We start from the raw sequence: 22,352 nt of genomic DNA on the forward strand, positions 1-22,352 counted from the left end.
AGGTATGAAAAAATCAATGATCCGTCTCGCATTCACCACCGTTCTGGGCGCCATGTTGGTGCAGGCGTCGCCGGTGGCGGCCAAGACCCCCAACGACCAGCTCGTCGTCGGGACGTCGCTTGCCCAGGTGCTGTCGCTAGACCCCCATCAGGCTACCGAAGCGAAAGCCAACGAAATCATGGCCAATCTTTACGATCGGCTGATCTCGGTTGATGGCTCGGGAAAGGTTTCGCCGCAGCTGGCAGAGCGCTGGGAGACAGATGACAAGGGCATCACGTTTCATCTTCGCGCCGCCAACTTTGCGTCGGGCAATCCCGTTACCTCCGCAGATGTGGTTTATTCGTTCAGCCGCCTTTTGAAGATGAATCAGGCGGCGGCCGCCAACCTCAAGCGCGTCGGTTACAACGCGGAAAATGTCGACAAGCTGGTGAGCGCCCCGGACGAAAAGACGGTCCGCATCGAACTGTCAGGGCAAACGACATCCGAACTGCTGCTCTATCGTCTGGCGATGGTCATTGCCAGCGTTGTCGACAGCAAGGAGCTCAAGTCCCATGAAGTTGACGGCGACTGGGGCAATGCGTGGCTGAGAACAAATTCCGCCGGTTCAGGCCCCTTCACCCTCAATCGCTGGTCGCCGAACGAAATCATCATTCTTGAGGCCAACAAGGACTATGTAGCCGGCAGCCCGAAAATGCGCCGCGTGATCGTGCGGCATGTACCGGAAAGCCAGGTGGAGCGCCTGATGCTGGAGCGAGGCGACATCGACATTGCCAGCGCGCTGACGGCATCCGACCTTGCGACCTTCAACAACAAGGAAGGTTTTCAGATCCAGCGCGTGCCGACGGGTGGTTTCTACGTCCTGTCCATGAATGCTGGCAAGGAGCCTCTTTCCAACCCCAAGGTTCGCGAAGCGATTGCTTACGGCATCGACTACAAGGGAATGGAAAAGACCATCATGGGCCCCTATGGCAGGGCGCGCACCGTTCCTGTTCCGGAGAATTTCGAATATGCCATTCCAAGCCCCGACTGGAAGCTTGATGTCGAGAAAGCGAAATCTCTCCTGAAGGAAGCCGGTTATGAGAATGGCTTCACGCTTAATCTGAAGACAATTGCCCAAACGCCGCGCATCGATCTTGCTACGGCCATCCAGGCATCGCTCAGCCAGGTCGGTATCAAGGTGAACATTCAGCAGGGTAACGGTTCGGACGTGATTGCCGCTCACCGTGCGCGGGACTTCGATCTGCTCATTCCGCAGACGGGCGCATATATGCCCAACGTCCTCGGCTCGATGGAGCAGTTCTCCAGTAACCCCGACAACTCGCTTGCTGCCAACAATGCCGGCAATTTCGTCTGGCGCTCTGCCTGGGACATTCCGGAACTGACGGCTCTGACCGCAAAGGCTTCCCTTGAGCCCGATGCCAAGAAACGTGGGGAAATCTACACCCAGATGCAGGAAATGTTCGTCGCGCAGAAGCCAGCGGTTCTGCCTCTCTTCGAGAGATACGAGCCGATCGTTTTGACGTCGCGCGTCAAGGATTATGTCGGTCACCCAAGCCAGACGACGCGACTGGAAAACGTGACGAAGCAGTGACTGCGAACCACTAGACGGAAAACATGTGACGGGCGGTGAATTTACCGCCCGTTTTTTTGTGGGTCCCCCGACTGCTTGCCAATTAAGACAGGGCCGCCGTGCGAACTATTACGCCCGCATCCTTGAATTCTTGGGGTTTTCGCGATGGCTTTAGCGGGTTAGACCGTGCAGCGATCGACCCTTTCCCAGAGCGGGATTCCCAAACCCCGCTCGCTCACATTCCACTAAATGCGTTGGCACCATGAGCTTCCCACAGATAAAACTTCCCGCAAGGCCGCTCAGTTTGAAGCGCGGTGTCATTTCGGTACCGGCGGCTTATTATTTTTCCATTCCCGTGCTGCTGGTGATTACAGTGGTCCTGCTCGTGGCCGAAGGCCCGGGTGTGTTGCGCGACTATCAGATCAGCCGCGACCCGCTGGAGATCGAAAGCGGCGATATCAACGGCAGTTGCAAGACCCGCAAGGCGATCTTCACGAATTGCGAAGCGGAGCTTTCCTACGACCATGGCGGTGTGAGCTACAAGAAGGATGTCGAGGTCATGTTCGTCGATTTCCATTCAGGTGACTATGAAACTGGTCTGGTCATTTCGGCGAAGAATCCCGAACTTGCAACGATTTCACTTGGCCTCGATATGCTCTGGAACCGGATCATAACCCTGGGCGTGTTTGTTGCCCTGCTCGGTTTCGGCTGTTTCGCACTGCTGCTTACACTTATCCGCACCTTGCGGGCTCGTCTGCGTCTGCGGCACCCGGCGCCATTGACTGTTATTCCGGTGGCGCTGACGGCGGTCGCCGAAAAACGCAGCCGTCTCTTCGTGACCTATGCCGATACGGTCAGGGAAGGGAAGACGAAGAGGCAATCCTTTACCTACCTGGAGAGAGGGCGAATCCCGGTCGTCGTCGGCCACACCGGCAAACACGATGTCGCACTGGCGGTCTGGCACGGTGAAACCCCGCTGCCCGTTCTGCTTGACGATCAGCTGGAGCGAATTGACCTATCGGAACAGGAAAGAGCGGAAGCACTTGCTTCGCTCGAACCGGTGCTTGCGAACCGTGGGCAGGAGGGTGTACCCGCCCCCGGCGCGGCGGTGACAAAAGCCCCGAGCCTTGCGCGACGGCTGGCAACGTTCGTTGCAATTGTCGCCTTTATCGTCGTTGCAACCTTGGGGTACTGGCTGTGGTACGTCACCAGCGCGCCTTCGCAATTCAACTCTCCGGGCATGGACCTCAACAACATGATGCCCGCGGCGCTCAACGAGTGGGGCTGCGCGCGTCTGCAGGAGCGTTTTGCTGATGGTCCGGCACCTTTCGGTTGTGCCGGGGACGATTTTCGAAGCTGGAAATAAAGGCTTTCCCTCTTGGCGTATATTGGGCCGGTCGCAAGAGCTTGATGGGCTGGCGCGTCGGCCCGGCGTCTCCTGGCTCATTGTCGGTGAGATCGATCAATTATCCAAAGTTGCATTAGAGATTTATAAATAAACCAACTCCATAGTGCGATCGTGGGCGGTTCTCGAGGCTGGGAGAGTGCATCATGTTCACGGTTCTGGAATGCGTTGCGGTACAACACGATCATGCGATCGTGCAGCTTGCAGCGGTTATTTGCCTGCTTGGCATGCATGCTTTCTTCCATTTGTTGTTGCGTGCGGAAGAAAGCCCGGCTGGCCGCAAGCCTTACTGGGTGCTGGTTGCCGCCTTTGCAGCGGGGCTCAGCGTCTGGGCCACGCATTTCGTTGCCATGCTTGCTTATAAGGGTTCAGTCCCGATCGGCTTTGATTTCCAGTTCACGGCGCTGTCGGCGGTTCTGGCCGTTCTGGGGTTCTGGCTGGCGCTTAGGGCGCGCTCGCAGGCGAGCTACAGTCCCGTTATCGTCGGAACGCTGGTTACCCTTTCGGTTGCCGTCATGCATTTCGTCGGCATGGCGGGCATGGATGTGGCCGCTACGATCAGCTATCGCTGGGGCCCCGTTTTGGGCGGCTTTGCCGTTGCCTGGGTATTTTTTCTGCTGGCCTTTTTCCTGTTCCTTCGTTCCGCCGCATGGAAACGCATCGTCATTCCGGCCGGATGTTCGATCGTGGCAATCTGCGCTTTGCATTTCACCGCCATGTCGGCCACGATCCTGTCGCCGGATCCGTCCGTCGCTGGCCCGGATCCCGACAATCTCGCCAGAGTGATCATGATTGCTGCCGTTTCGGGCGTGACTTTCCTGGTCCTCGCAGCCACTGCCACCGCCGCTCTCGTTGACCGTTACCTTGTCGATCTCAAGGGGCTTGTGGATGCGACGCTGGATGGTCTTGCCGTGGTCCGTGATGGCCGCATTGTTGAGCTGAATACCCGTTTTGCCGGGCTTGTCGGCAGCGATGAGGCATCGCTGATGGGTAAAAATCCCGATGATCTCTTCAAGGCCATGGACGGACAGCCCACCTATCTGCCGCGCCTCGCGCCGGTTGAGGCAATCCGCGAACGCACCGACCGGCCGCAGGTGTTCGAGCTTGCCGTGCGCACCATCGAGTATCGCGGCCATCCTTGCGAAGTGCTGGCCATTCGCGACCTGACGGAAAAGCGGGAGGCGCAAAGAGAGATCGAATATCTGGCCCGCCACGATGTGCTGACCGGCCTTTCGAACCGCACCATGTTCCAGACGCGGCTGCACCAGCAGATCGAACATTGCGACGCGGAGGATGAGTTTGCCTTGCTGGCGCTCGATCTCGACCGGTTCAAGGCGGTCAACGACATTTTCGGCCATGCCGAGGGCGACCGGGTGCTGAAAAAAGTTGCGACCATCCTCGATGAATGCGCAAGGCCGGGAGATATCGTCGCCCGTCTTGGCGGCGATGAATTCGTTATCCTGACTGCCCGGCACACCAAATCGGAGGAGGCACGTCTGCTTGCCGAGACAATCCTTGCCATGTTCGGGTTGAAAATGAATGCGGCCAACGACCCGACCGCTGTCGGCGTCAGCATCGGCATCGCCGTCTTTCCGCGGGACGGGAACAGCAACGAAAGCATCTTGCACGCCGCTGATCTGGCGCTCTACCGCGCCAAGATGGGTGGGCGCGGAATATTGTCCTTTTATGATCCCCTGATGGATCAGGAGGCCCGCGAGCGCCGCCAGCTCGAAACTGATCTGCGGCTCGCCATCAACCGCAACGAATTGGTGTTGAACTATCAACCTGTCCTTTCCGTCGAATGTGGTCAGGTCGTCGGTTATGAGGCGCTGGTACGCTGGCAGCATCCGACACGGGGTGTCGTACCTCCGGATGTCTTCATTCCGATTGCAGAGGAAAGCGGGATCATCATCTCGCTCGGCGAATGGGTGCTGCGCGAGGCCTGCCGCCAGGCGAGCACCTGGGCGCCGCACCTCAAAATCGCAGTCAATGTTTCACCATTGCAGTTTTCGCTCGCAAATCTCGGCCATGTCGTCTGCACGGTCCTCATGCAGTCCGGCCTTTCGCCGAACCGGCTGGAACTCGAGATCACCGAAGCCGCGTTGCTGAAGGACCGCAAGGCGACGCTGATCATCCTCAACCAGTTGAAGGCGCTGGGTGTGGCCATCGTCATGGATGATTTCGGCACCGGCTATTCATCGCTCAGCAACTTGCAGAGCTTCCCCTTCGACAAGATCAAGATCGACCGCAGCTTCATCGCCGCCATGAGCGAGGATGATAATGCCCGCGCCATCGTGCGCGCGGTGATCGGCCTCGGTCGCAGCCTCGATCTGCCAGTGACGGCGGAGGGTATCGAAACCGACGCGCAATATCGCATGGTTGTCGATGAAGGTTGCGCGCAGGCGCAGGGTTATCTCTTCGGCAGGCCGGATGTGGCTCCTGCCGCGGCGGCAAGCACTGGCAAGCGGAAGAAACATTCCGTCTGAAAGAGGAGTGCGGCGGCGTGATGCCGTCGTAATTCCATTCTCCTACGCCAATGGAACGAGAGCGAACGCAGATCGTTAGGATTGTGTGTGGTGCGTCCGTGTCGCCACCGCCGCAGCCGGCGGCAGACGACAGCCCTGACCTTCCGATGATGAATTCGCTGGTCATGAGACGCACCAAGGATGGAATCTATCTCTGGGAGAAACCAATGACAGACCGCCTTGAGCCGCAGGACCCGCGCAACCAGTATCCGCGCCCGCCCTTTTCAACGCCGACTCAGGAAATGCCGGGGCTGGTCACGAACATGATGCCTTTCCCTGATCATGGTGAAAAGACCTATCGCGGCAGCGGCAAGCTTGCCGGGCGCAAGGCGCTCATAACCGGCGGTGATTCCGGCATCGGTCGCGCCGTGGCAATCGCCTTTGCGCGAGAGGGTGCAGATATCGCGATATCCTATCTGCCGGAGGAAGAATCGGACGCCGAAGAGGTGGTAGCACTTATCGAAGCGGAAGGCCGCGTTGCGGTCGCCTTACCCGGAGATATTACCGATGAGGCATGGTGCCGCCAACTGGTTGAAAAAGCGTTAGGTGATCTCAACGGCCTCGATATTCTGGTGATCAATGCCGCAAGACAACAATATCGCGAGGGTATCGCCGAGCTGTCGACTGAAGATTTCGACCGCACGATGAAGACCAATCTCTACGCGCTGCACTGGATTGCGCAGGCCGCCGTCCCTTATCTGCAGCGCGGATCGTCGGTAATCACCACCGCATCTATACAGGCCTATGAGCCGTCTCCCATTCTTCTTGATTATGCCACTACGAAAGCCGGCATCGTTGCCTATACGAAAGCGCTCGCCAAACAGCTTATCGAAAAGGGCGTTCGGGCAAATGTCGTCGCGCCTGGTCCGTTCTGGACGGTTTTGCAGCCAAGCGGCGGGCAGCCGGACGAAAAGGTCAGGAATTTCGGTAAGGACAGCGATTTTGGCCGTCCAGGCCAGCCTGTGGAACTGGCACCGGTCTATGTGCTGCTGGCTTCGCAGGATGGCAGCTTCATCAATGGCGAGGTCTATGGTGTGACCGGAGGCCGGGGCATTGCCTGATCGGCTTTGAGGACTTGACATGAAACGACAGACAGAACGTTCAGACAGAGATGTGAAGCCCTTCGATGTCCGCGACCGGCTGATACTGGCGCTTTATGCGCAGCTGAAGGCCGAGCGGCAAACGCGCGAGGCGATGGAAAGGGTCATCCGCAATGGCGGGCTTTCGCCAGAGGTGCTGGAGGCAATGGCATCCGACCCTGTGCCGGTGTTGGCGGAGGCGGACGTTCCCGCTATCGAGCGTATCCTTGCTGCGGACCGGGGCAGAGGCCAATCCTCTCAAGACGACCATGGGCGGCGATCATGAACCGAAGAGCGAGCTGGAAGGGTCATCTGACATTCGGCGATTTCAACTGTGAAATCGGTCTCTATTCCGCGCTCACTTCATCGGAAAAGATCTCCTTCAACATCGTCAACCGAAAGACCGGCCATCGCGTCGAACGGCAATATGTCGATAGCGATACCGGCGACGCTGTCGACCGCGAGGATCAGGTCAAGGGATATGAACTCGACAATGGCGACCATATCGTCATCGAGGGAGATGAGATCGCAACGTTGATGCCAGAAAACGACAAGGTCATCCGCATCAGGCATTTTCTGAGCCACGACGAGATCGACAAGCTCTATTTCGATAAATCCTATTATCTGGCGCCGACGCAGGAAGGTGGCGAAGAGGCTTTGACGCTGCTGGCAAAAGCCATGGACGACGAGAAGGTCTCGGCACTTGGGGAAGCGGTACTCTTTCGCCGAAACCGCGTGCTGTTGATCCGTCCAAGCGGCAAGGCGCTCGTGGCGACGACCTTGAATTTCGGCTACGAGGTTCGCTCGCAAACCACCGTTTTCAAGTCCATTCCCGATATTCAGTTCGATGAAGAGATGCTTGAACTCGCCGGTCACATCATCGGGAAACGGGCAGGCACATTCGATCCGGCGGAATATACCGATCGTTACAATGATGCGCTGGCGGAACTGGTGAAGGCGAAGATCGAGGGCAGGGAAATCAGCAAACAGCCGCCGCGCAAGCAAGATAACATCATCGACTTGAAGGAGGCTTTGCGCCGCAGCGCCGGTGACGGCGACAGCGGAAAATCTACCGCTAGTGCGGGGCGCAAATCCTCCCGGAAAGCGAGCTGATCCATGGGTTTGCAGAGCTATAACGCCAAGCGCAGTTTCGACAAGACGCCGGAGCCGAAGGGCGACAAGGTCGATGCGCAGGGATCGAGTTTCGTCATACAGAAGCACGATGCCCGCCGACTGCATTACGATTTCCGGCTGGAGATGGACGGCGTCCTTAAAAGCTGGGCGGTAACCCGCGGGCCGAGCCTTGACCCGGAGGACAAGCGCCTTGCGGTGCATGTCGAGGACCACCCTCTAAGCTACGGCGACTTCGAAGGCGTAATCCCGAAAGGTCAATATGGCGGCGGCACCGTGATTGTTTGGGATCGTGGTGTCTGGCGCGCGATTGGCGACGCCAAGAAAGGCTACCGCAAAGGCCATCTCGAATTCGAACTGGAGGGCGAAAAGCTTAAAGGCCGCTGGCATCTTGTACGTATGCATGGAAAGCCCGGTGAAAGCCGTGAAAACTGGCTGCTGATCAAGGGCGACGACGAAGAGGCAAGGCATGATGGTGGCCCCGATATTCTGGAGGAGCGGCCGGAATCCGTGAAGACTGGCCGAAGTGTTGAAGAAGTTGCCGCCAAGCCGAAAGACACCTGGAATTCGAAGCCCGTATCGAAAAAGAGCGTTAGTTCTTCCTCGGGCAAAAAACAGGCGCATGCCCTGCCGAAAGGTGCCCGCAAACAGGCGCTGCCATCCTTCGTGCCGCCGGCACTTGCGACGCTGAAACCCAAGCCACCGGAAGGCTCCCGCTGGCTGCATGAGATCAAGTTCGACGGCTATCGCCTGCAGGTCCGTATCGACCACGGCAAACTCCAGCTTCTGACCCGTAGCGGACTGTACTGGACCGAAAAGTTCGGCGATGCCGTGGCGGGAGCGCTCAAGTCGCTGCCGGCAGAAACACTGATGATCGACGGCGAAATCGTGGTGGAACGTGACAGCGGCGCCTCGGATTTCTCAGCCTTGCAACAGGACTTGAGCGAAGGGCGCAGCGACCGCTTCGTTTTTTATGCCTTCGATCTCCTGTATCTGGATGGCACGGATTTGCGCGGGGCAGCGCTGACCGATCGCAAGGCATTACTGGAAAAGCTTCTGCCCGCCAGCAACCCGCATCTTCGCTACAGCGAACATTTCGAGGAAAGCGGCGGGCTTGTTCTCGATCATGCCTGCCGCCTCAGCCTCGAGGGCGTCATCTCGAAGGTCAAGGACAGCAAATACGTCTCGGGCCGCAAGGGAAATTGGGTGAAATCCAAGTGCTCGATGCGGCAGGAGTTCGTCATCGGCGGCTACACGCTGTCATCCGCGTCGGACCATGCCATCGGCTCACTGGCGCTCGGCGTTTATGAGGAAGGCAAGCTGCGTCATGTCGGCCGCGTCGGTACCGGCTATACCGCTGACATTGCCGAAATGCTGCTTGGCCGCCTGAAACCGCTCGGTATCGATGATAGTCCTTTCGGCGAAAAGCTCACGGCACTTGCGCGCCGCGACCTCTATTTCGTCAAGCCGGAACTGGTTGCAGAAGTGGAGTTTCGTGCCTGGTCCGGAGATGGCAATCTGCGCCATGCATCATTCCGCGGCTTGCGGGAAGACAAGCCGGCGGGCGAAATCGAACGCGAGGATAAAGCAGTGTCGGAACAAGGGACGCCGCAGTCAAAGATCAAGTTCACCCATCCGGAACGGCTTTATTGGCCGGACGATGGCGTGACCAAGGAAGGGCTTGCCGATTATTACACGCAGGTCTGGCGCTATATGGCCCCCTTTGTCGTCAACCGGCCTCTGGCGCTGCTGCGTTGTCCTGAAGGGATCGATGGTCAGCGTTTTTTCCAGAAACACGCCTGGCGCGGTGTGAACAAGGCGATAGAACAGATCAAGGATCCGAAGGACAAGGGCGGGGAACCACTGATCAGGATTACGGATTTCGATGGCATGATGGCCCTGGTCCAGTCCGCTGCGCTTGAAATTCACCCATGGGGGGCGACAACCGCGAACTGGGAAAAGCCTGACATGATCACCATGGATATAGACCCCGGCGAGGACGTGTCATGGCAGGATGTAATCGATGCGGCACTGGAACTGAAGCGGCGTTTCGAAGATGCCGGTCTGGCCGCTTTCGTGAAAACCTCCGGCGGCAAGGGGTTGCATGTCGTGACACCCTTGAAACCGGAAGCGGGATGGCCGGCCTTGAAGGCCTTTGCAAAGACCATGGCGGATGACATGGCCAAGGCGGAGCCGGAGAAATATCTTGCGGTGGCAACCAAAGCGAAACGCCAGGGCCGCATCTTCCTCGACTATCTGCGTAATGGCAGGGGCAATACGGCTGTTGCGCCCTATTCGACACGTGCCCGACCGGGAGCCGCCATTTCAGCGCCAATCGAATGGACGGAACTCTCAGATGAGATAGGTCCGGCACACTTCACGGTCAGCAATATCGGCGCGCGCCTTTCTGCCCTGAAGAAGGATCCATGGGACGGCTTTTTCGCTGCCGCGCGACCCCTGCCGAAAAAGGCCCGATGAGCGTCAGCCTTTCTTGTCCGAGGCAAGGCTTTTCTTCAAGGCATCCATGATGTTGATGACATTGCCGCCGGTCCGGGTTTTCGTGCCGGTCTTCTTTTCCGGGGAAGAGACGGTCTTGCTCTTGGTTTTTAGCAAAGCGCTGATCTTTTTCTGGATCGGATCCTGCACCAGCGCCGGTTTCCATCCCGTCATCTGTTTGCCGATGCGTTTTTCCATCGCGTCCAGCAGCGGCTTTTCGAATTTCATCTTCGGATCCAGCGCGTCGATGCTTTCGCGCACTTCCTCGCCATAGTGCAGGGTCCACAGAATGATGCCCTTGCCTGACGGTTCCAGCAGAACCGCTCTTTCGCGGCGATAGAGAACAAGCCGCGCAATGCCGACAACGCCGTTTGCCCGCATGGCTTCCCGGATCACGCTGAAGGCTTCTGTGCCGATCTTGTCTTCCGGGCGCAGGAAGTGCGGCCGGTCGTACCATATCCAGTCGATAGAACCTGTGGGTACGAAGGTCTGGATGTCGATGGTGCGGGTGCTTTCGAGCGCGACCGCATCGATCTCGTCATCCTCCAGCAACACATAATCGTCTTCGGCGCGGGGAAACCCCTTTACCTGGTTCTTTGCGGCCACCGGCTTGTGGGTAACGCTGTCGACATAGCGGCTTTCGACGCGATTGCCGGTTTTGCGGTTGAGGACGTGGAAGCGGTATTTGTTGCTTTCGGTCGTGGCAGGAGTCAGCGAAACTGCGGCCGTCACCAGCGACAGCTTCAGATAGCCCTTCCAGAAAGCCTGCCGTGCCATGATCCGCGATCCGCCTTGTCGCCTGTTGTCTCCCGGATCAACAACCACAGGGTGGCTTTTGTTCCGGGAGCTTTGGCAGAGAGGGCGGGTCTCTGTCTCAGCCGAACAGCGATGTAAGACCATAGACAGATGCGGATATCAGGGCAGCGGCCGGCATGGTCACGACCCAGGCAATGACGATATTGCCCGCAAGGCCCCAGCGCACCGCCGAGACGCGACGCGCGGCACCGACGCCGATAATGGCGCCGGTGATCGTGTGGGTGGTGGACACCGGAATGCCGAGCCACGTCGCGCCGAAAAGTGTCAGCGCACCGCCGGTTTCGGCGCAGAACCCCTGCATCGGGTTCAGCCTGGTGATTTTCGACCCCATAGTGTGCACGATGCGCCAGCCGCCGAAAAGCGTACCGAGCGCCATGGCCGACTGGCACGAGATCACCACCCAGAACGGCACGTAGAAGCTCTCTCCAAGATGCCCCTGGCTGAACAGCAGCACAGCGATGATGCCCATGGTCTTCTGTGCGTCATTGCCGCCGTGGCCGAGCGAATAGAGCGAGGCGGAAATGAACTGCATGATGCGGAAGGTACGATCCACGGCGAAGGGCGTCTGGCGGACGAACAGCCAGGAGACGGCAAGCACCAGCAGCAGTGCCAGGAAAAAGCCGATGGCCGGCGACATGAAGATCGCGCCCACGGTTTTCAGAAGACCCGACCAGACGATGGAATTGAAACCGACCTTCGCAAAGCCCGCACCGACGAGACCGCCGATCAAGGCATGTGACGAGCTGGAGGGAATGCCGAAAATCCAGGTGACGATGTTCCAGACGATGGCGCCCATCAATGCCGCGAAGATGACCTGCGGGGAAACGATGGCCGGATCGATGATGCCGGTGCCGAGCGTTTCGGCCACATGCAGGCCGAAGAACAGGAAGGCGATGAAATTGAAGAAGGCCGCCCATGCCACCGCATATTGCGGGCGCAATACACGGGTGGAGACGATGGTGGCGATGGAATTTGCGGCGTCGTGGAGACCGTTCAGAAAATCGAAGAACAGCGCGATGGCGATAAGGCCGACAAGCAGCGGCAGTGCAAGCGCGACATCCATCAGACGTTCTCGATAACGATGCCGCTGATCTCGTTCGCCACGTCCTCGAAGCGGTCGACGACCTTTTCGAGTTCGCCGTAGATCTCGCTGCCGATCATATAGGCCATGGCATTGCCGGTCGCACCATGGCGCCGGAAGAGGTCCTTCAGGCCCTGGTCATGAAGCTCGTCGGAGCGCCCTTCGACGCGGGTAACCTCTTCGGCAATCACCGACAGCCGCTGGGCATTGGTGCCAACCTTTTCCAGAAGCGGAATGGCTTCGGCGACGAGGGTTGCCGCACGCACGATCTCGTGGCCCATCTCGCGCATCAGCGGGTCGAATTCGGTTTGCTCGAACAGCCGGATCGTCTTGACGGTCTTGTGCATCATGTCGATGGCGTCATCCATGGACTGGATGAGGTCCTTGATATCGCCACGATCAAAGGGCGTTATGAAGCTGCGGCGCACCGCAAGCAGAACGTCGCGGGTAATATCATCCGCCTGGTCTTCGAGGGCGACGATAAGGTCGCAGTTTTTCTCGACGTCGACGCCGCTGAGAAGGTGGTCCAGAGCTGCGGCGGCTTTGACGACCGTTTCCGAATGTTTGCTAAACATGTCGAAGAAACGGTCCTCGCGCGGCATCAGCTTGCGAAAAATGCTCATCATGCGAATTGGCCCTCAATGGCGCTTTATTAGTTGTGGGGGGTGATTGTCATAAAACTGTCATAAATGCACGCGGGGCATTGATGCAACCCGGAAAATCGGCAGTATCAACGGATATGAAATCCATGAAGAAAAGCCGGAAAGCCCGTCCGGCGCGTTCCCTGACATTGCTTCAGCAACTTGCTGCTGTTCCTGAAAAGCTGTTCACCGGCTCTTTCCGGCAGCAATATGCCGCCTTATGCTTCCGTTATACCGGAAGCGGCGAAGAGATCGAAATCCTCGTCGTCACCTCCCGCACCAGCGCACGCTGGATCATTCCGCGCGGCTGGCCGATGAAACGCAAGAAGCCGCATGAGGCTGCCGCGATCGAGGCGTGGGAGGAAGCGGGCGTTCGCGGCCGCGTGAGGAAGGACGCCGTTGGCCGCTACACCTATCTCAAGATGCTCGACAATGGCGATGTCGTTCCCTGCGTTGTCGATGTCTTCCAGATCGAGATCACCGGGGAGGAAACGAGTTTCAAGGAGCGCGGCGAACGCCTTCTGGAATGGGTTCGCCCGGACGAGGCAGCAAGGCGCGTCCGGGAAATCGAACTGAAATCGCTTCTGGTCGACTTCCGCCCGAGGGGGAAGAGGAAACGCCTGACCGAAGAAAAGTCCTGACGGCAGACGTCACCAGCGAACCTAGGATGGTGAAGATGGACGTTTGGTCGATCCGGTCTCCCCCATCTCGTCCGATGCCTTCGGTAGCAGGCGGGCGAAACGCCGGGTGATGCTGTCGATGTAAGACAGGATTGTCGGCACCACGATCAGGGTGAGCAGGGTGGAGCTGATGAGGCCGCCGATCACTGCGTGCGCCATTGGCGCGCGCTGCGCCCCGCCACCGCCAACAGCCAGCCCGAGCGGGATCATGCCGAAGATCATTGCAAGCGTCGTCATGATGATCGGGCGGAAGCGGATGATGCCGGCGCTCGCCAGCGCTTCGTTGAGCGGAAGTCCACGCTTCCTTTCGCGGTTGGCAAAATCGACAAGCAGGATGCCGTTCTTTGTAACGAGGCCCATCAGCATGATGAAGCCGATCAGCGAGAACATGTTGATCGTGCTGCCGGCAACCAAGAGCCCGACGAGGACGCCGATGAGAGACAGCGGCAGCGACGCCATGATCGCGAGCGGTTGCAGAAAGCTGCCGAATTGCGAGGCGAGCACGATGTAGATGAAGATGACCGCCATTGCGAGCGCGGTTACCATGTGGCCAACCGTCTCCTCCATGGTTTCGGCGTCGCCGCCGAAACGGATACGGTAGCCGTCCGGCAGGTCGCGGGCGGCGGTAAGGGTTTTCAACACATCTGTCACTTCGCCAAGCGCTCGTCCGGATATGTTGGCCGAAACCAGCACCTCGCGGCGATTGTCGATGCGGCGGATTTCGGCGGGTACTTCCACGGTGGTGATATCGGCGACCTGATCCAGACGTACCAACAGGGGCGAGCCGTTGGATGCCGTGCGGCTGGTGGCGATCATCAACTCGCTGATCCTCGCCGTGTCGGCACGCCGCTCGCCGGGCAGGCGCACGACGATGTCGTAGCTGTTACCGCCCGCATCCGTCCATTTCGACACGTCCTCACCGGCGATGAGCGGCGAGAGCGCTGAGGCAAGGTCGGATCGGGAAATGCCGAGATCGCTTGCCGCCTCGCGTTTCAGGCGTACCGAAAGGATGGAGGTCACGTCGCGGGTGCTTGAGGTCACATCCACGAGGCCGGGGATTTTTTTCATGTCTTCCATCAGACCGTCGGCGATCTTTTCGAGGATCGCCCGGTCGTCGCCAAGAATGCTGAGCTGGACGGGGCTTTCGCCACCGCCGAGGCCGTTTTGCAGGATCGCGACCTCTATGCCCGATATGGCCGACAGGCGTTTGCGGATCGGATCGGCCAGCGTGACCGGAGTTCGGGTGCGCATCTCCAGCGGCACCAGTCCCACCAGAACGGCGGCGCGATGTTTACCGACGGTGCCGCCGGTATTGACGGTGGAATAGAGCATCTCGACTTCCGGGAATTCCTGGAGTGCCTTCTCGACCTGCCGCACCTTCGCCGTGGTGTAATCCAGCGAGGAGCCGACCGGTGCCGTGACGTTGATCTGGAAGCGGCCTTCATCCGTATTCGGGACGAATTCCGCACCGACCAACGGCACCATGAGCAGGCTGCCGACAAAAATGCCTGATGTGACGAGCAGGGTGACGAGCCGGTGGTGCAATGTCCAGCCGATCACGTGCCGATACTGATCGGCGAGCCATTCGAAGCCGTGATCGAAACGGGCGATTAGCCGGCCTACCGGCCCGCGCCGGGCGTTGGGTTGCGCATCCGGATCGTACCAGACGCTCGACAGCATCGGATCGAGCGTGAACGCGACGAAAAGCGAGATCAGCACGGCAGCTGAAACGGTGATGCCGAATTCGTAGAAGAACCGGCCGACGATGCCGTCCATGAAAGCGACGGGCAGGAAGACCGCCGCGATTGTCGCCGTTGTCGCGATAACCGCAAGTCCTATTTCGTTCGTGCCGTCGAGTGCTGCGCGGATATGGGATTTCCCCATGTGAAGGTGACGGGTGATGTTTTCGCGCACGACGATGGCGTCATCCACCAGAATGCCGATGGAAAGCGTCAGCGCCAGGAGACTCAGTGTATTGAGCGTGAAGCCCATAACATCAATGACCGCCAGCGTGCCGATGATCGCAATCGGCAGTGTCAGTCCGGTGATGACGGTGCTGCGCCAGGAATTGAGGAACAGGAAGACGATGGCCACGGCAAGTGCCGCCCCTTCTATCAACGTCGTCTGCACCTGCGTGACGGATTCCCGGATGGGAATGGATGTGTCCGTAATGACTCGCAATTGCACGTTTTGCGGAACAAGGTCGGCATTGAGGGCGTCCAGGCGCTTTCTCACATCCGCGACAACCTGAACCGTGTTGGCATCCTGAACCTTGACGATGTCGATCGCCAGCGCAGTCTGGCCATTATAGAGGGCACGGTTTTCTGGGTCGGCAGCCCCTTCGGAGAGTGCGGCGATGTCGCGAAGATAAATGGCTGCGCCACCGCGCCGGGCGACGACCATGTCCAGCAGCGCCTGCGGTTCGGCGATGCGGCCCTGCACCTGGATCGTGCGTTCGGAAACGGTATCGACAAGGCTTCCAGCCGGGCTGTTGCTATTGCCGGTGCGTAGCGCGCTCACCACCTCGTTGATGCCGATCCCAAGCGCGCGCATGCGGGTGTCGTCGATCACAATGTCGATCTGCCGCTTGCGGGCGCCAACCAGCGTTGCCTGCCCCACGCCGGGAACAGTCGTCAGTTGCCGCACCACCTTCTGGTCGGCAAGGGTGGTGAGTGCGGGTACGTCGAGCGACGTCGAGCTTATCGCCACCGACAGGATAGGCTCGGCGGCGGGATCGAACCTGGATATGACCGGCTTTTTGGCCTCTTGCGGGAAATTCGCGTCGATGGCGGCGATCTTGTCGCGCACGTCCTGTGCCGCGGTCGCGCTCTTAACCTCGAGCTTGAATTTTGCGACGACGACAGAGCGTCCCTCGTAGGAGGTTGACGTGATCTCGTCCAGACCGCCGATGGCGTTCAGCGCATCCTCGACCGGGCGCGTCAATTCTGTCTCCACCGTTTCCGGCGTGGCGCCCGGATAAGCGGTGGACACCACGACGACCGGAACGTCGACATTGGGGTAGAGGTCGAGCCCCAGCCGCTGCAACGAGAAAAGACCCATGACCAGAAGCGCCACCATCATCATGGTGGCGAAAACAGGGTGGGAGACGGATATGCGGGTCAGAAACATCTCAGCCTGCCTTGTCGACGGTAACGGCCATGTCGGGCTGCAATTCGGGAAGCGGTGCGGTCAGGATCGTTTCGCCGTCCTCTAGACCGGCGCCTATCTCGATCAGGCTGCCATCGTTCCAGCGCGATCCCACAGCCACCGTCTGGCGGCGAAGGTGGCCGTTCAGGACTTTAAGGATGTGATAGCCGGTTTCGTCTTTCCGAAGCGCGATTGCAGGAACGACAAGCGCATCGTTTTTTTCGCGCACGAGGATGGACCCGCTGGCGAACATTCCTCCCCACAGCCGGCCGTCGCGGTTGGCAAGCCGCAGATAGACGGCGACAAAGCGCGTCCCGTCTTCGGCAACCGGGCTGATGCGCTCAACGGTGCTTCTGAGAGGCTGGCCGCCGATGCCGTCAATATCGAGTTCGGCGGTCTGGCCAACGGCGACACGTGGGATGTCGCGCGTGGCAACGAGAACCTTCGCCTCAAGCATGCTTGTATCGACCAGCGTCATGAGTTCACCATCGGCACTGACGCGGGAGCCGGTTTCTGCCTGCCGGCGAGTAATGGTGCCATCAAAAGGCGCGCGGATTTCGGCATTGCGAAGGGCAAGGCGGGCGATATCCACCTGCGCCGAAAGGCTCTGAAGCCTTGCTGTTTTCACAACGACATCGCTCTTCGCCTTGTCGAGCTGTTCAGCCGATGCGATGTTTTTTGAAGCTAGCTGTTCGGTTCGGGTGAGGGCCTGCATCGCCAGTGTCAGTTCGGCCTCGGCCGCATCCCGGTCGCTCTGCCGCAGCAGGAGAGTCGATTGCAGTTCCTCGGTTTCGAACCGTACCAGCAGGTCGCCCGCCCGCACCGCCTGTCCGTCCCGGACATTCATATCCAGAATTTTTCCAGCCTCGCGGGCGCGGATCACGACACGGCTGACCGGCTGAAGTTCGCCACTGATGCTGAGCCGCTCCGCCATCGCTCGTGCGCCGATCCTTGCGATTTCCGCAGCCGTCAGTTCGAACGGGATACCGGCCGGGCTCATCGAGGTTGACGCCATGATCCCCTTCACGCGCTCGTTCGCATCGACGCTTCCGCGCGCCGGATCAAGAGCCGTGACGACGAGAGCGCAGCCCGCAAGCGCGATCCCCGCCTTGATCGTTCTTTTCACCCACATAACATAATCCTTCCAGGCAAAACTCATCCTGTGACCGCCGATCGAGCGGTCATGTCGCCTGTCTTGCAGGCTGATGGCTTCTGGATAAGTGTTGATAATTGCAGCAGCATTACCCGCCCGCATCTTCTGCGCCGCAATACTGCCGCAACCTTTCTGGCAGACAAGGAGGGGGCGAAGGGACGGTGGCAAATGAGACTTCTGTTGATTGAGGACGAAAAGGAAATGGCGGATGCGCTGTCAACGACGCTCGGCAAGCAGGGGATCGTCATCGACCATACGATGCGGCTCGGCGATGCGATGGAGCTGGCGCGCCAGCATGTCTATGATGCCATTCTGCTCGACCGTCGTCTGCCGGACGGGGAGGGGCTGACCTTCATTCCAAAGCTGCGCCGCGCCGGTATCGATACGCCGATCATTTTATTGACGGCGATGAACGAACCGGAGGAGCGGATCGAGGGGCTGAATGGCGGCGCCGACGACTATCTCGGCAAGCCGTTTCTCGTCGGCGAACTGCTGGCGCGGCTGCGCGCGGTTTTGAGAAGGCCGGCAAGCATCGCCCCGTCGCAGATCGCTGCAGGCCGCATCGTGATCGATCCGCTTCATCTCAGCGTCACGATCAACTCGCTTCCCTTTGATCTGCCAAGGCGCGAGCTGATGGTCCTCATCACGCTGGCGAAACGAAAAGGCAAATCCGTGCTGCGCTCGACGCTTGAGGCCGCCGTCTACAATTACGAGGAGGAAATCCAGTCCAATGCGCTCGATGCGCATATATCGCGACTGCGCAAACGCCTCCTTGACGCTTCGGCCGGGGTCAGCGTGCATAATATTCGCGGCATCGGTTATCTGCTCAGGGAAGACACATGAAAGTGCAGGGCAAGTCCAATCCGTCCTTGTGGTGGCAATTGAGCTGGCAGCTCAGCATTGTCGTCTCCTCCATGATCGCGGTCGTCATCGTCGGGCTTTGCGTTTACGGGGTGATGAAGCTCTCTCCCAATATCGGGCTCTGGAACGATTTGTCGGCGACGCTTGACGAGTCTCTTTCGCTTGATCCGCAAAAGGGTCTGGTCGTTACCGAGGGGCCGGCATTACGCGCCTTGAAGGCGAAGAATGAAACGTTGTGGTTCGTGGTCTCGACACCTGACGGTCACGCGGCGACCTTCGGAACCGTACCGGCTGTTTATGCCGAACTGGCGCGCTACGTTCATCTGATGACGGACGCCGATATTCGCGGCGGCAGCGGCATATCCGAGGTTGCTTCGGCTGAAAGTATCGAGACGACGTCGGGACCCGTCAGGATCATGTTCGGCGGAACCTCTAATGCACGAGCGTCGTTTCTGACGCTTCTTGCCGGCACCTATCCGATTTATGTCCCCCTGCTGGCGGTTCTTTTGCCTGCGGTGTTTTTCTCCGTGCCGCACATTGTGCGCCGGGCGCTTGCCGGCCTGAGTTCCGTCGTCAGAAAAGCACCGGAGATCGACCCGCGACGACCGGGTTCGAAGCTTCCTGTCGAAGATGTGCCGCGCGAAGTTGTTCCGTTGATCGTTTCCTTCAACAGCGTTCTCGAGCGGCTCGAAGAGCAGTTCCAGGCGCGGCAACGTTTTCTGATCGATGCCGCGCACGAATTGAGGACGCCGATTGCAATCATGCAGACCCGGATAGAGGGCCTGCCCGGACCGGACCAGCAGCGCCTGATGGAGGATGTCGCGCGGCTCGGTGAAACCGCCGAACAGCTTCTGGCCTTTGAGCGAAACGATCAGGTGAACGACCGGCGCGAGGTGGTGGACCTGGTCGATATCGCCAAAACGGTGGTGGCAGAGCTCGCGCCGCTTGCGCTTTCGGCAGGTTACGACATCTCCTTCGAAACGCAGATCGAAAAATACGACATGCAAGGCAACCCCTTCGCCCTGCCGCGCGCCATCAGCAATATCGTGCGCAACGCTATCGACCATGGTGGAAACAAGGGGCTGATCCATGTTTCGGTTCTCGCAAACGGCGAAATCGCGATTTCCGACGAGGGGCAGGGCATACCCGAGGACCAGCAGGAGCGGATATTCGAACCTTTCTATCGGGTCACGCCGAAAAGCACGGGTGCCGGACTTGGCCTCAGCCTCGTCAAGAAGATCGTCGCCAATCATAACGGCCGTATCGTGCTGGAAAGCAACCCCTCTGGAAGCACGTTCCGGGTTCGATTCTGATAGCGCTTTGCGCGCTGTAGACCGGTCGCGGCGATTGTAATGCTGCCGCAACGTTCGCGGTCATAATGTGTGGGCACGGGATCAACCGTGCCAACCGGAGTACTCACAGTGACGCACCCACCGGATCGTTTTCTTCCGGATTGCCGGCGAGAAGACGGCGCGTAGAAAGCGCGTCGCCGGCCCGGAACCTCGCGCAATGCCGTAGCGCCAATAATCGCAGCAGAGCACCAATCCGATTTCATATTCGGTTCATCCTGGGCGCGCACAGTCCCGGCCAAATCACTCCACGCCCCAGTCCAAACAGTCATACTCCCCGGAATTTTACGATGTCGCATACTGAAATCGCCGCATTCGCTGCGGAAAAAAACTCGGCGAAACCCGAGCCGGTCATCGCTGCGCAAACCATGACTGGCGATGGGCTGGAACTCCTCCGTTTTCCCCTGGCCTGGAGCGTTGCGACCTTCGTTATGCGCGCCCACTGGAAACGGGGGCTTCCTTTTCTGGATGCGTTTTTTGGCTCATCCGCTTGTAACCCTGCGGTGGTGGCGGTTTCTGTCCCGGTTCTCGGCGACGCAAAAACTGCCACCGCCGCATGACGAGCTTCTTCAGAAACCCCTGTCGAAATTCCTCGTCGGCAAAATCTCCTATGGAAGACGGTTGGATTTTCTCATGAAGAATTTCGTCATCGCCGGCGGTTGTTTTTCCAGAGAGGTTATGGCTGCGCTCTGGAGTGGAAAAACGATCGAAATCGGCACCATAGGCGGTCGTGCTGACGAATATCGCTGCACGCTTGCTCTTGCGGATTTATGTGGCGGCCGCCACGAAGGCGCTCTCGCGGTTCGGCTGATCAGAACCCGTGACGACGTCACCTTGTGGACGACGAAGTTTATCTTCGTGACGCAGGATGGGGGCGGGTACAGGACGATTGCCGTTGGCGGCATGCAGGGGCCACGCGCTGCAAAGCAGGAGATGGTGGCAGTAACGCGCGACCTTGCGGGTCTTCGCCCGAAGGATGCCGTTTTGATGCTGCTGCAAGGTCTAATAGAGACGGAAGCGGGTTCCTATTTCGCAGTCTCCCACGCCCGACATCCGATCAATTATCGTCGCGCGCGGCGGCAGAAAATGTTGCTTTCCGACATAGACGCATTCTGGCGGGAACGTTCCGCCGAGCCGGACGACGTGTTCGGTTTTCAGGTGCCGGTTTCAAGCCTCGAGGGCGCGGACAAACGCAGCAAGATGAAGCTTGCCTTCTTTGCCATGGCCGGCCGGCTTTGCGAGGGTAAAGCTGGGAGTGCTGCGAAGAGTTGAGGCCGCAGATCCGAGTTGGCCCTCGACACCGTCATGCCGCTGCATCGGCAACACGGCCGAGTTTTTGCAGGCCGCATTCGCGGACGATCTCGGCAATGTGGGTAAACTGCGCCGAGAGCGGATTGCTCTTGCGCCACACCATGCCGATGGTGCGGGATGGTCTTGGCTCTGCCAGCCGAAATACCGAGACGGTGGATTGCCGCGTTTCCATATCGACAGCCATCTGCGGAATGAGCGTGACGCCGATGCCGGCGCCGACCATCTGGACCAGTGTCGAGAGCGAACTGCCCTCCATCAGCACGCGCGGCGGCGCGTTCGTTGTACTACAGAAAGACAGTGCTTGATTGCGGAAACAATGGCCTTCCTCGAGCAGCAGCAGGCGCATCTCACCGAGCTTGCCAGCGCTTGGCACCGGCATCCCGGCATCCTCCATCGGCCGCACCAGAATGAATTCCTCGGAAAACAGCGGAACCTCTTCCAGCGACGCTTCAGACACCGGAAGCGCGACGATTGCCATGTCCAGCCGGGCTTCCAGGAGGTCCTCGATCAGTTTCTGTGTCACCGCCTCGCGCGGACGCGTTTCCAATCCCGGATAATGCCGGGTGAGCGTCTTGATGACCTGCGGTAAAAGATAGGGCGCGACCGTTGGAATGACGCCGATGCGCAGGCGGCCGCTGAGCGGGCCGTGCCTTGCCCTCGCCAAATCCTGCAATTCATCCACCGAACGCAGGATCAGGCGGGTGCGTTCGGCGAATTCATCGCCGAGAGCGGTCAGCCTGATCTGGCGGCTGCCCCGTTCGACGAGCGGCGCGCCAATCAGCTCTTCCAGTTCCCTGATCTGTAGCGAAAGTGCTGGCTGGGAAATGGCGCATGCCTCCGCCGCCCGCCCGAAATGGCCGATCTTCGCCAAGGCGTCGAAATAACGCAGGTGTTTCATCGATAGTCCAATCATAAGCTGAGCATATCGCAGCCTTTAGAATATACAATTGGAAATTATGGAACCCGGCTGTTAGTCATCGTCATGACAGAAAGAGGATGTAGCTGTTCGGTATCACCAGCGTCACTGCGCGGTTTCCGTAAGAATGACCTGCTGTGGGCTGTGGTTCCAACATGCTGCGCATGTCGAATTGACTATGTCGTTTAATT

The 22,352-nt window shown here is 59.1% G+C and carries 18 protein-coding genes; 12 read left to right on the forward strand and 6 right to left on the reverse strand.

The features are described 5' to 3' along the window. Positions 1 to 52 precede the first annotated feature (52 nt). From G6L97_RS22050 to ligD, 7 genes are all read left to right on the forward strand, one after another. Entirely contained in the window at positions 53 to 1,591 is a 1,539-nt protein-coding gene (locus G6L97_RS22050) for an ABC transporter substrate-binding protein (RefSeq protein WP_370953851.1), read from the forward strand. 241 nt (positions 1,592 to 1,832) lie between these two features. Further along, entirely contained in the window at positions 1,833 to 2,936 is a 1,104-nt protein-coding gene (locus G6L97_RS22055; RefSeq protein ID WP_112157276.1) for a hypothetical protein, read from the forward strand. A 185-nt stretch (positions 2,937 to 3,121) separates the two neighbouring features. Further along, positions 3,122 to 5,461 carry a bifunctional diguanylate cyclase/phosphodiesterase gene (locus tag G6L97_RS22060; RefSeq protein ID WP_174003783.1) on the forward strand — a complete coding sequence of 780 codons (2,340 nt, stop codon included), beginning with the start codon at positions 3,122 to 3,124 and terminating at the stop codon, positions 5,459 to 5,461. 206 nt (positions 5,462 to 5,667) lie between these two features. Continuing rightward, positions 5,668 to 6,561 (forward strand): SDR family oxidoreductase, encoded by an 894-nt coding sequence (locus G6L97_RS22065; RefSeq protein WP_174003785.1) that lies wholly within the window; start codon positions 5,668 to 5,670, stop codon positions 6,559 to 6,561. A 19-nt stretch (positions 6,562 to 6,580) separates the two neighbouring features. Continuing rightward, the gene (locus G6L97_RS22070) at positions 6,581 to 6,865 is read left to right on the forward strand and encodes a hypothetical protein (protein ID WP_174003787.1); all 285 of its coding nucleotides are present in this window, start codon (positions 6,581 to 6,583) and stop codon (positions 6,863 to 6,865) included. Continuing rightward, on the forward strand, positions 6,862 to 7,692 hold the full coding sequence (gene ku / locus G6L97_RS22075) for a non-homologous end joining protein Ku (RefSeq protein WP_112200581.1): 831 nt from the start codon (positions 6,862 to 6,864) through the stop codon (positions 7,690 to 7,692). The genes G6L97_RS22070 and ku (G6L97_RS22075) overlap by 4 nt, the downstream gene beginning before the upstream one ends. A 3-nt stretch (positions 7,693 to 7,695) precedes the next feature. After that, complete coding sequence (gene ligD / locus G6L97_RS22080) at positions 7,696 to 10,188, forward strand: DNA ligase D (protein ID WP_174003789.1); 2,493 nt, start codon at positions 7,696 to 7,698, stop codon at positions 10,186 to 10,188. 3 nt (positions 10,189 to 10,191) lie between these two features. Here the strand turns inward: ligD and ku (G6L97_RS22085) are convergent, their stop codons facing one another. From ku (G6L97_RS22085) to G6L97_RS22095, 3 genes are all read right to left on the reverse strand, one after another. Next, positions 10,192 to 10,983: a non-homologous end joining protein Ku gene (ku, locus tag G6L97_RS22085; RefSeq protein WP_112192438.1), complete on the reverse strand. Its 792-nt coding sequence runs from the start codon at positions 10,981 to 10,983 to the stop codon at positions 10,192 to 10,194. Between the two features lie 97 nt (positions 10,984 to 11,080). Next, entirely contained in the window at positions 11,081 to 12,085 is a 1,005-nt protein-coding gene (locus G6L97_RS22090) for an inorganic phosphate transporter (RefSeq protein WP_004431194.1), read from the reverse strand. Then, on the reverse strand, positions 12,085 to 12,729 hold the full coding sequence (locus G6L97_RS22095; protein WP_174003791.1) for a DUF47 domain-containing protein: 645 nt from the start codon (positions 12,727 to 12,729) through the stop codon (positions 12,085 to 12,087). The genes G6L97_RS22090 and G6L97_RS22095 overlap by 1 nt, the downstream gene beginning before the upstream one ends. Positions 12,730 to 12,842: 113 nt before the next feature. Here G6L97_RS22095 and G6L97_RS22100 point away from each other — a divergent pair, with 113 nt between their 5' ends. Beyond that, the gene (locus G6L97_RS22100; RefSeq protein ID WP_019566666.1) at positions 12,843 to 13,385 is read left to right on the forward strand and encodes an NUDIX hydrolase; all 543 of its coding nucleotides are present in this window, start codon (positions 12,843 to 12,845) and stop codon (positions 13,383 to 13,385) included. 21 nt (positions 13,386 to 13,406) lie between these two features. Here G6L97_RS22100 and G6L97_RS22105 read toward each other — a convergent pair whose 3' ends face one another. Continuing rightward, positions 13,407 to 16,553: an efflux RND transporter permease subunit gene (locus G6L97_RS22105; protein ID WP_112200578.1), complete on the reverse strand. Its 3,147-nt coding sequence runs from the start codon at positions 16,551 to 16,553 to the stop codon at positions 13,407 to 13,409. 1 nt (position 16,554) lies between these two features. Beyond that, complete coding sequence (locus tag G6L97_RS22110) at positions 16,555 to 17,703, reverse strand: efflux RND transporter periplasmic adaptor subunit (protein ID WP_174003793.1); 1,149 nt, start codon at positions 17,701 to 17,703, stop codon at positions 16,555 to 16,557. Between the two features lie 189 nt (positions 17,704 to 17,892). Here G6L97_RS22110 and G6L97_RS22115 point away from each other — a divergent pair, with 189 nt between their 5' ends. From G6L97_RS22115 to G6L97_RS22130, 4 genes are all read left to right on the forward strand, one after another. After that, the gene (locus G6L97_RS22115; protein WP_004431205.1) at positions 17,893 to 18,567 is read left to right on the forward strand and encodes a response regulator transcription factor; all 675 of its coding nucleotides are present in this window, start codon (positions 17,893 to 17,895) and stop codon (positions 18,565 to 18,567) included. Then, complete coding sequence (locus G6L97_RS22120; protein ID WP_174003795.1) at positions 18,564 to 19,898, forward strand: sensor histidine kinase; 1,335 nt, start codon at positions 18,564 to 18,566, stop codon at positions 19,896 to 19,898. Before G6L97_RS22115 ends, G6L97_RS22120 begins: the two co-directional genes overlap by 4 nt. Positions 19,899 to 20,224: 326 nt before the next feature. Beyond that, positions 20,225 to 20,494 (forward strand): hypothetical protein, encoded by a 270-nt coding sequence (locus G6L97_RS22125; protein ID WP_236773651.1) that lies wholly within the window; start codon positions 20,225 to 20,227, stop codon positions 20,492 to 20,494. Beyond that, entirely contained in the window at positions 20,403 to 21,206 is an 804-nt protein-coding gene (locus G6L97_RS22130) for a DUF535 family protein (protein WP_013761124.1), read from the forward strand. The genes G6L97_RS22125 and G6L97_RS22130 overlap by 92 nt, the downstream gene beginning before the upstream one ends. A 31-nt stretch (positions 21,207 to 21,237) precedes the next feature. Here G6L97_RS22130 and G6L97_RS22135 read toward each other — a convergent pair whose 3' ends face one another. After that, positions 21,238 to 22,158, reverse strand: a complete 921-nt coding sequence (locus tag G6L97_RS22135) for a hydrogen peroxide-inducible genes activator (RefSeq protein ID WP_013761123.1) — start codon at positions 22,156 to 22,158, stop codon at positions 21,238 to 21,240. Positions 22,159 to 22,352: the final 194 nt, after the last annotated feature.

Source organism: Agrobacterium tumefaciens (assembly GCF_013318015.2).
GTDB classification, from domain to species: Bacteria; Pseudomonadota; Alphaproteobacteria; order Rhizobiales; family Rhizobiaceae; genus Agrobacterium; species Agrobacterium tumefaciens.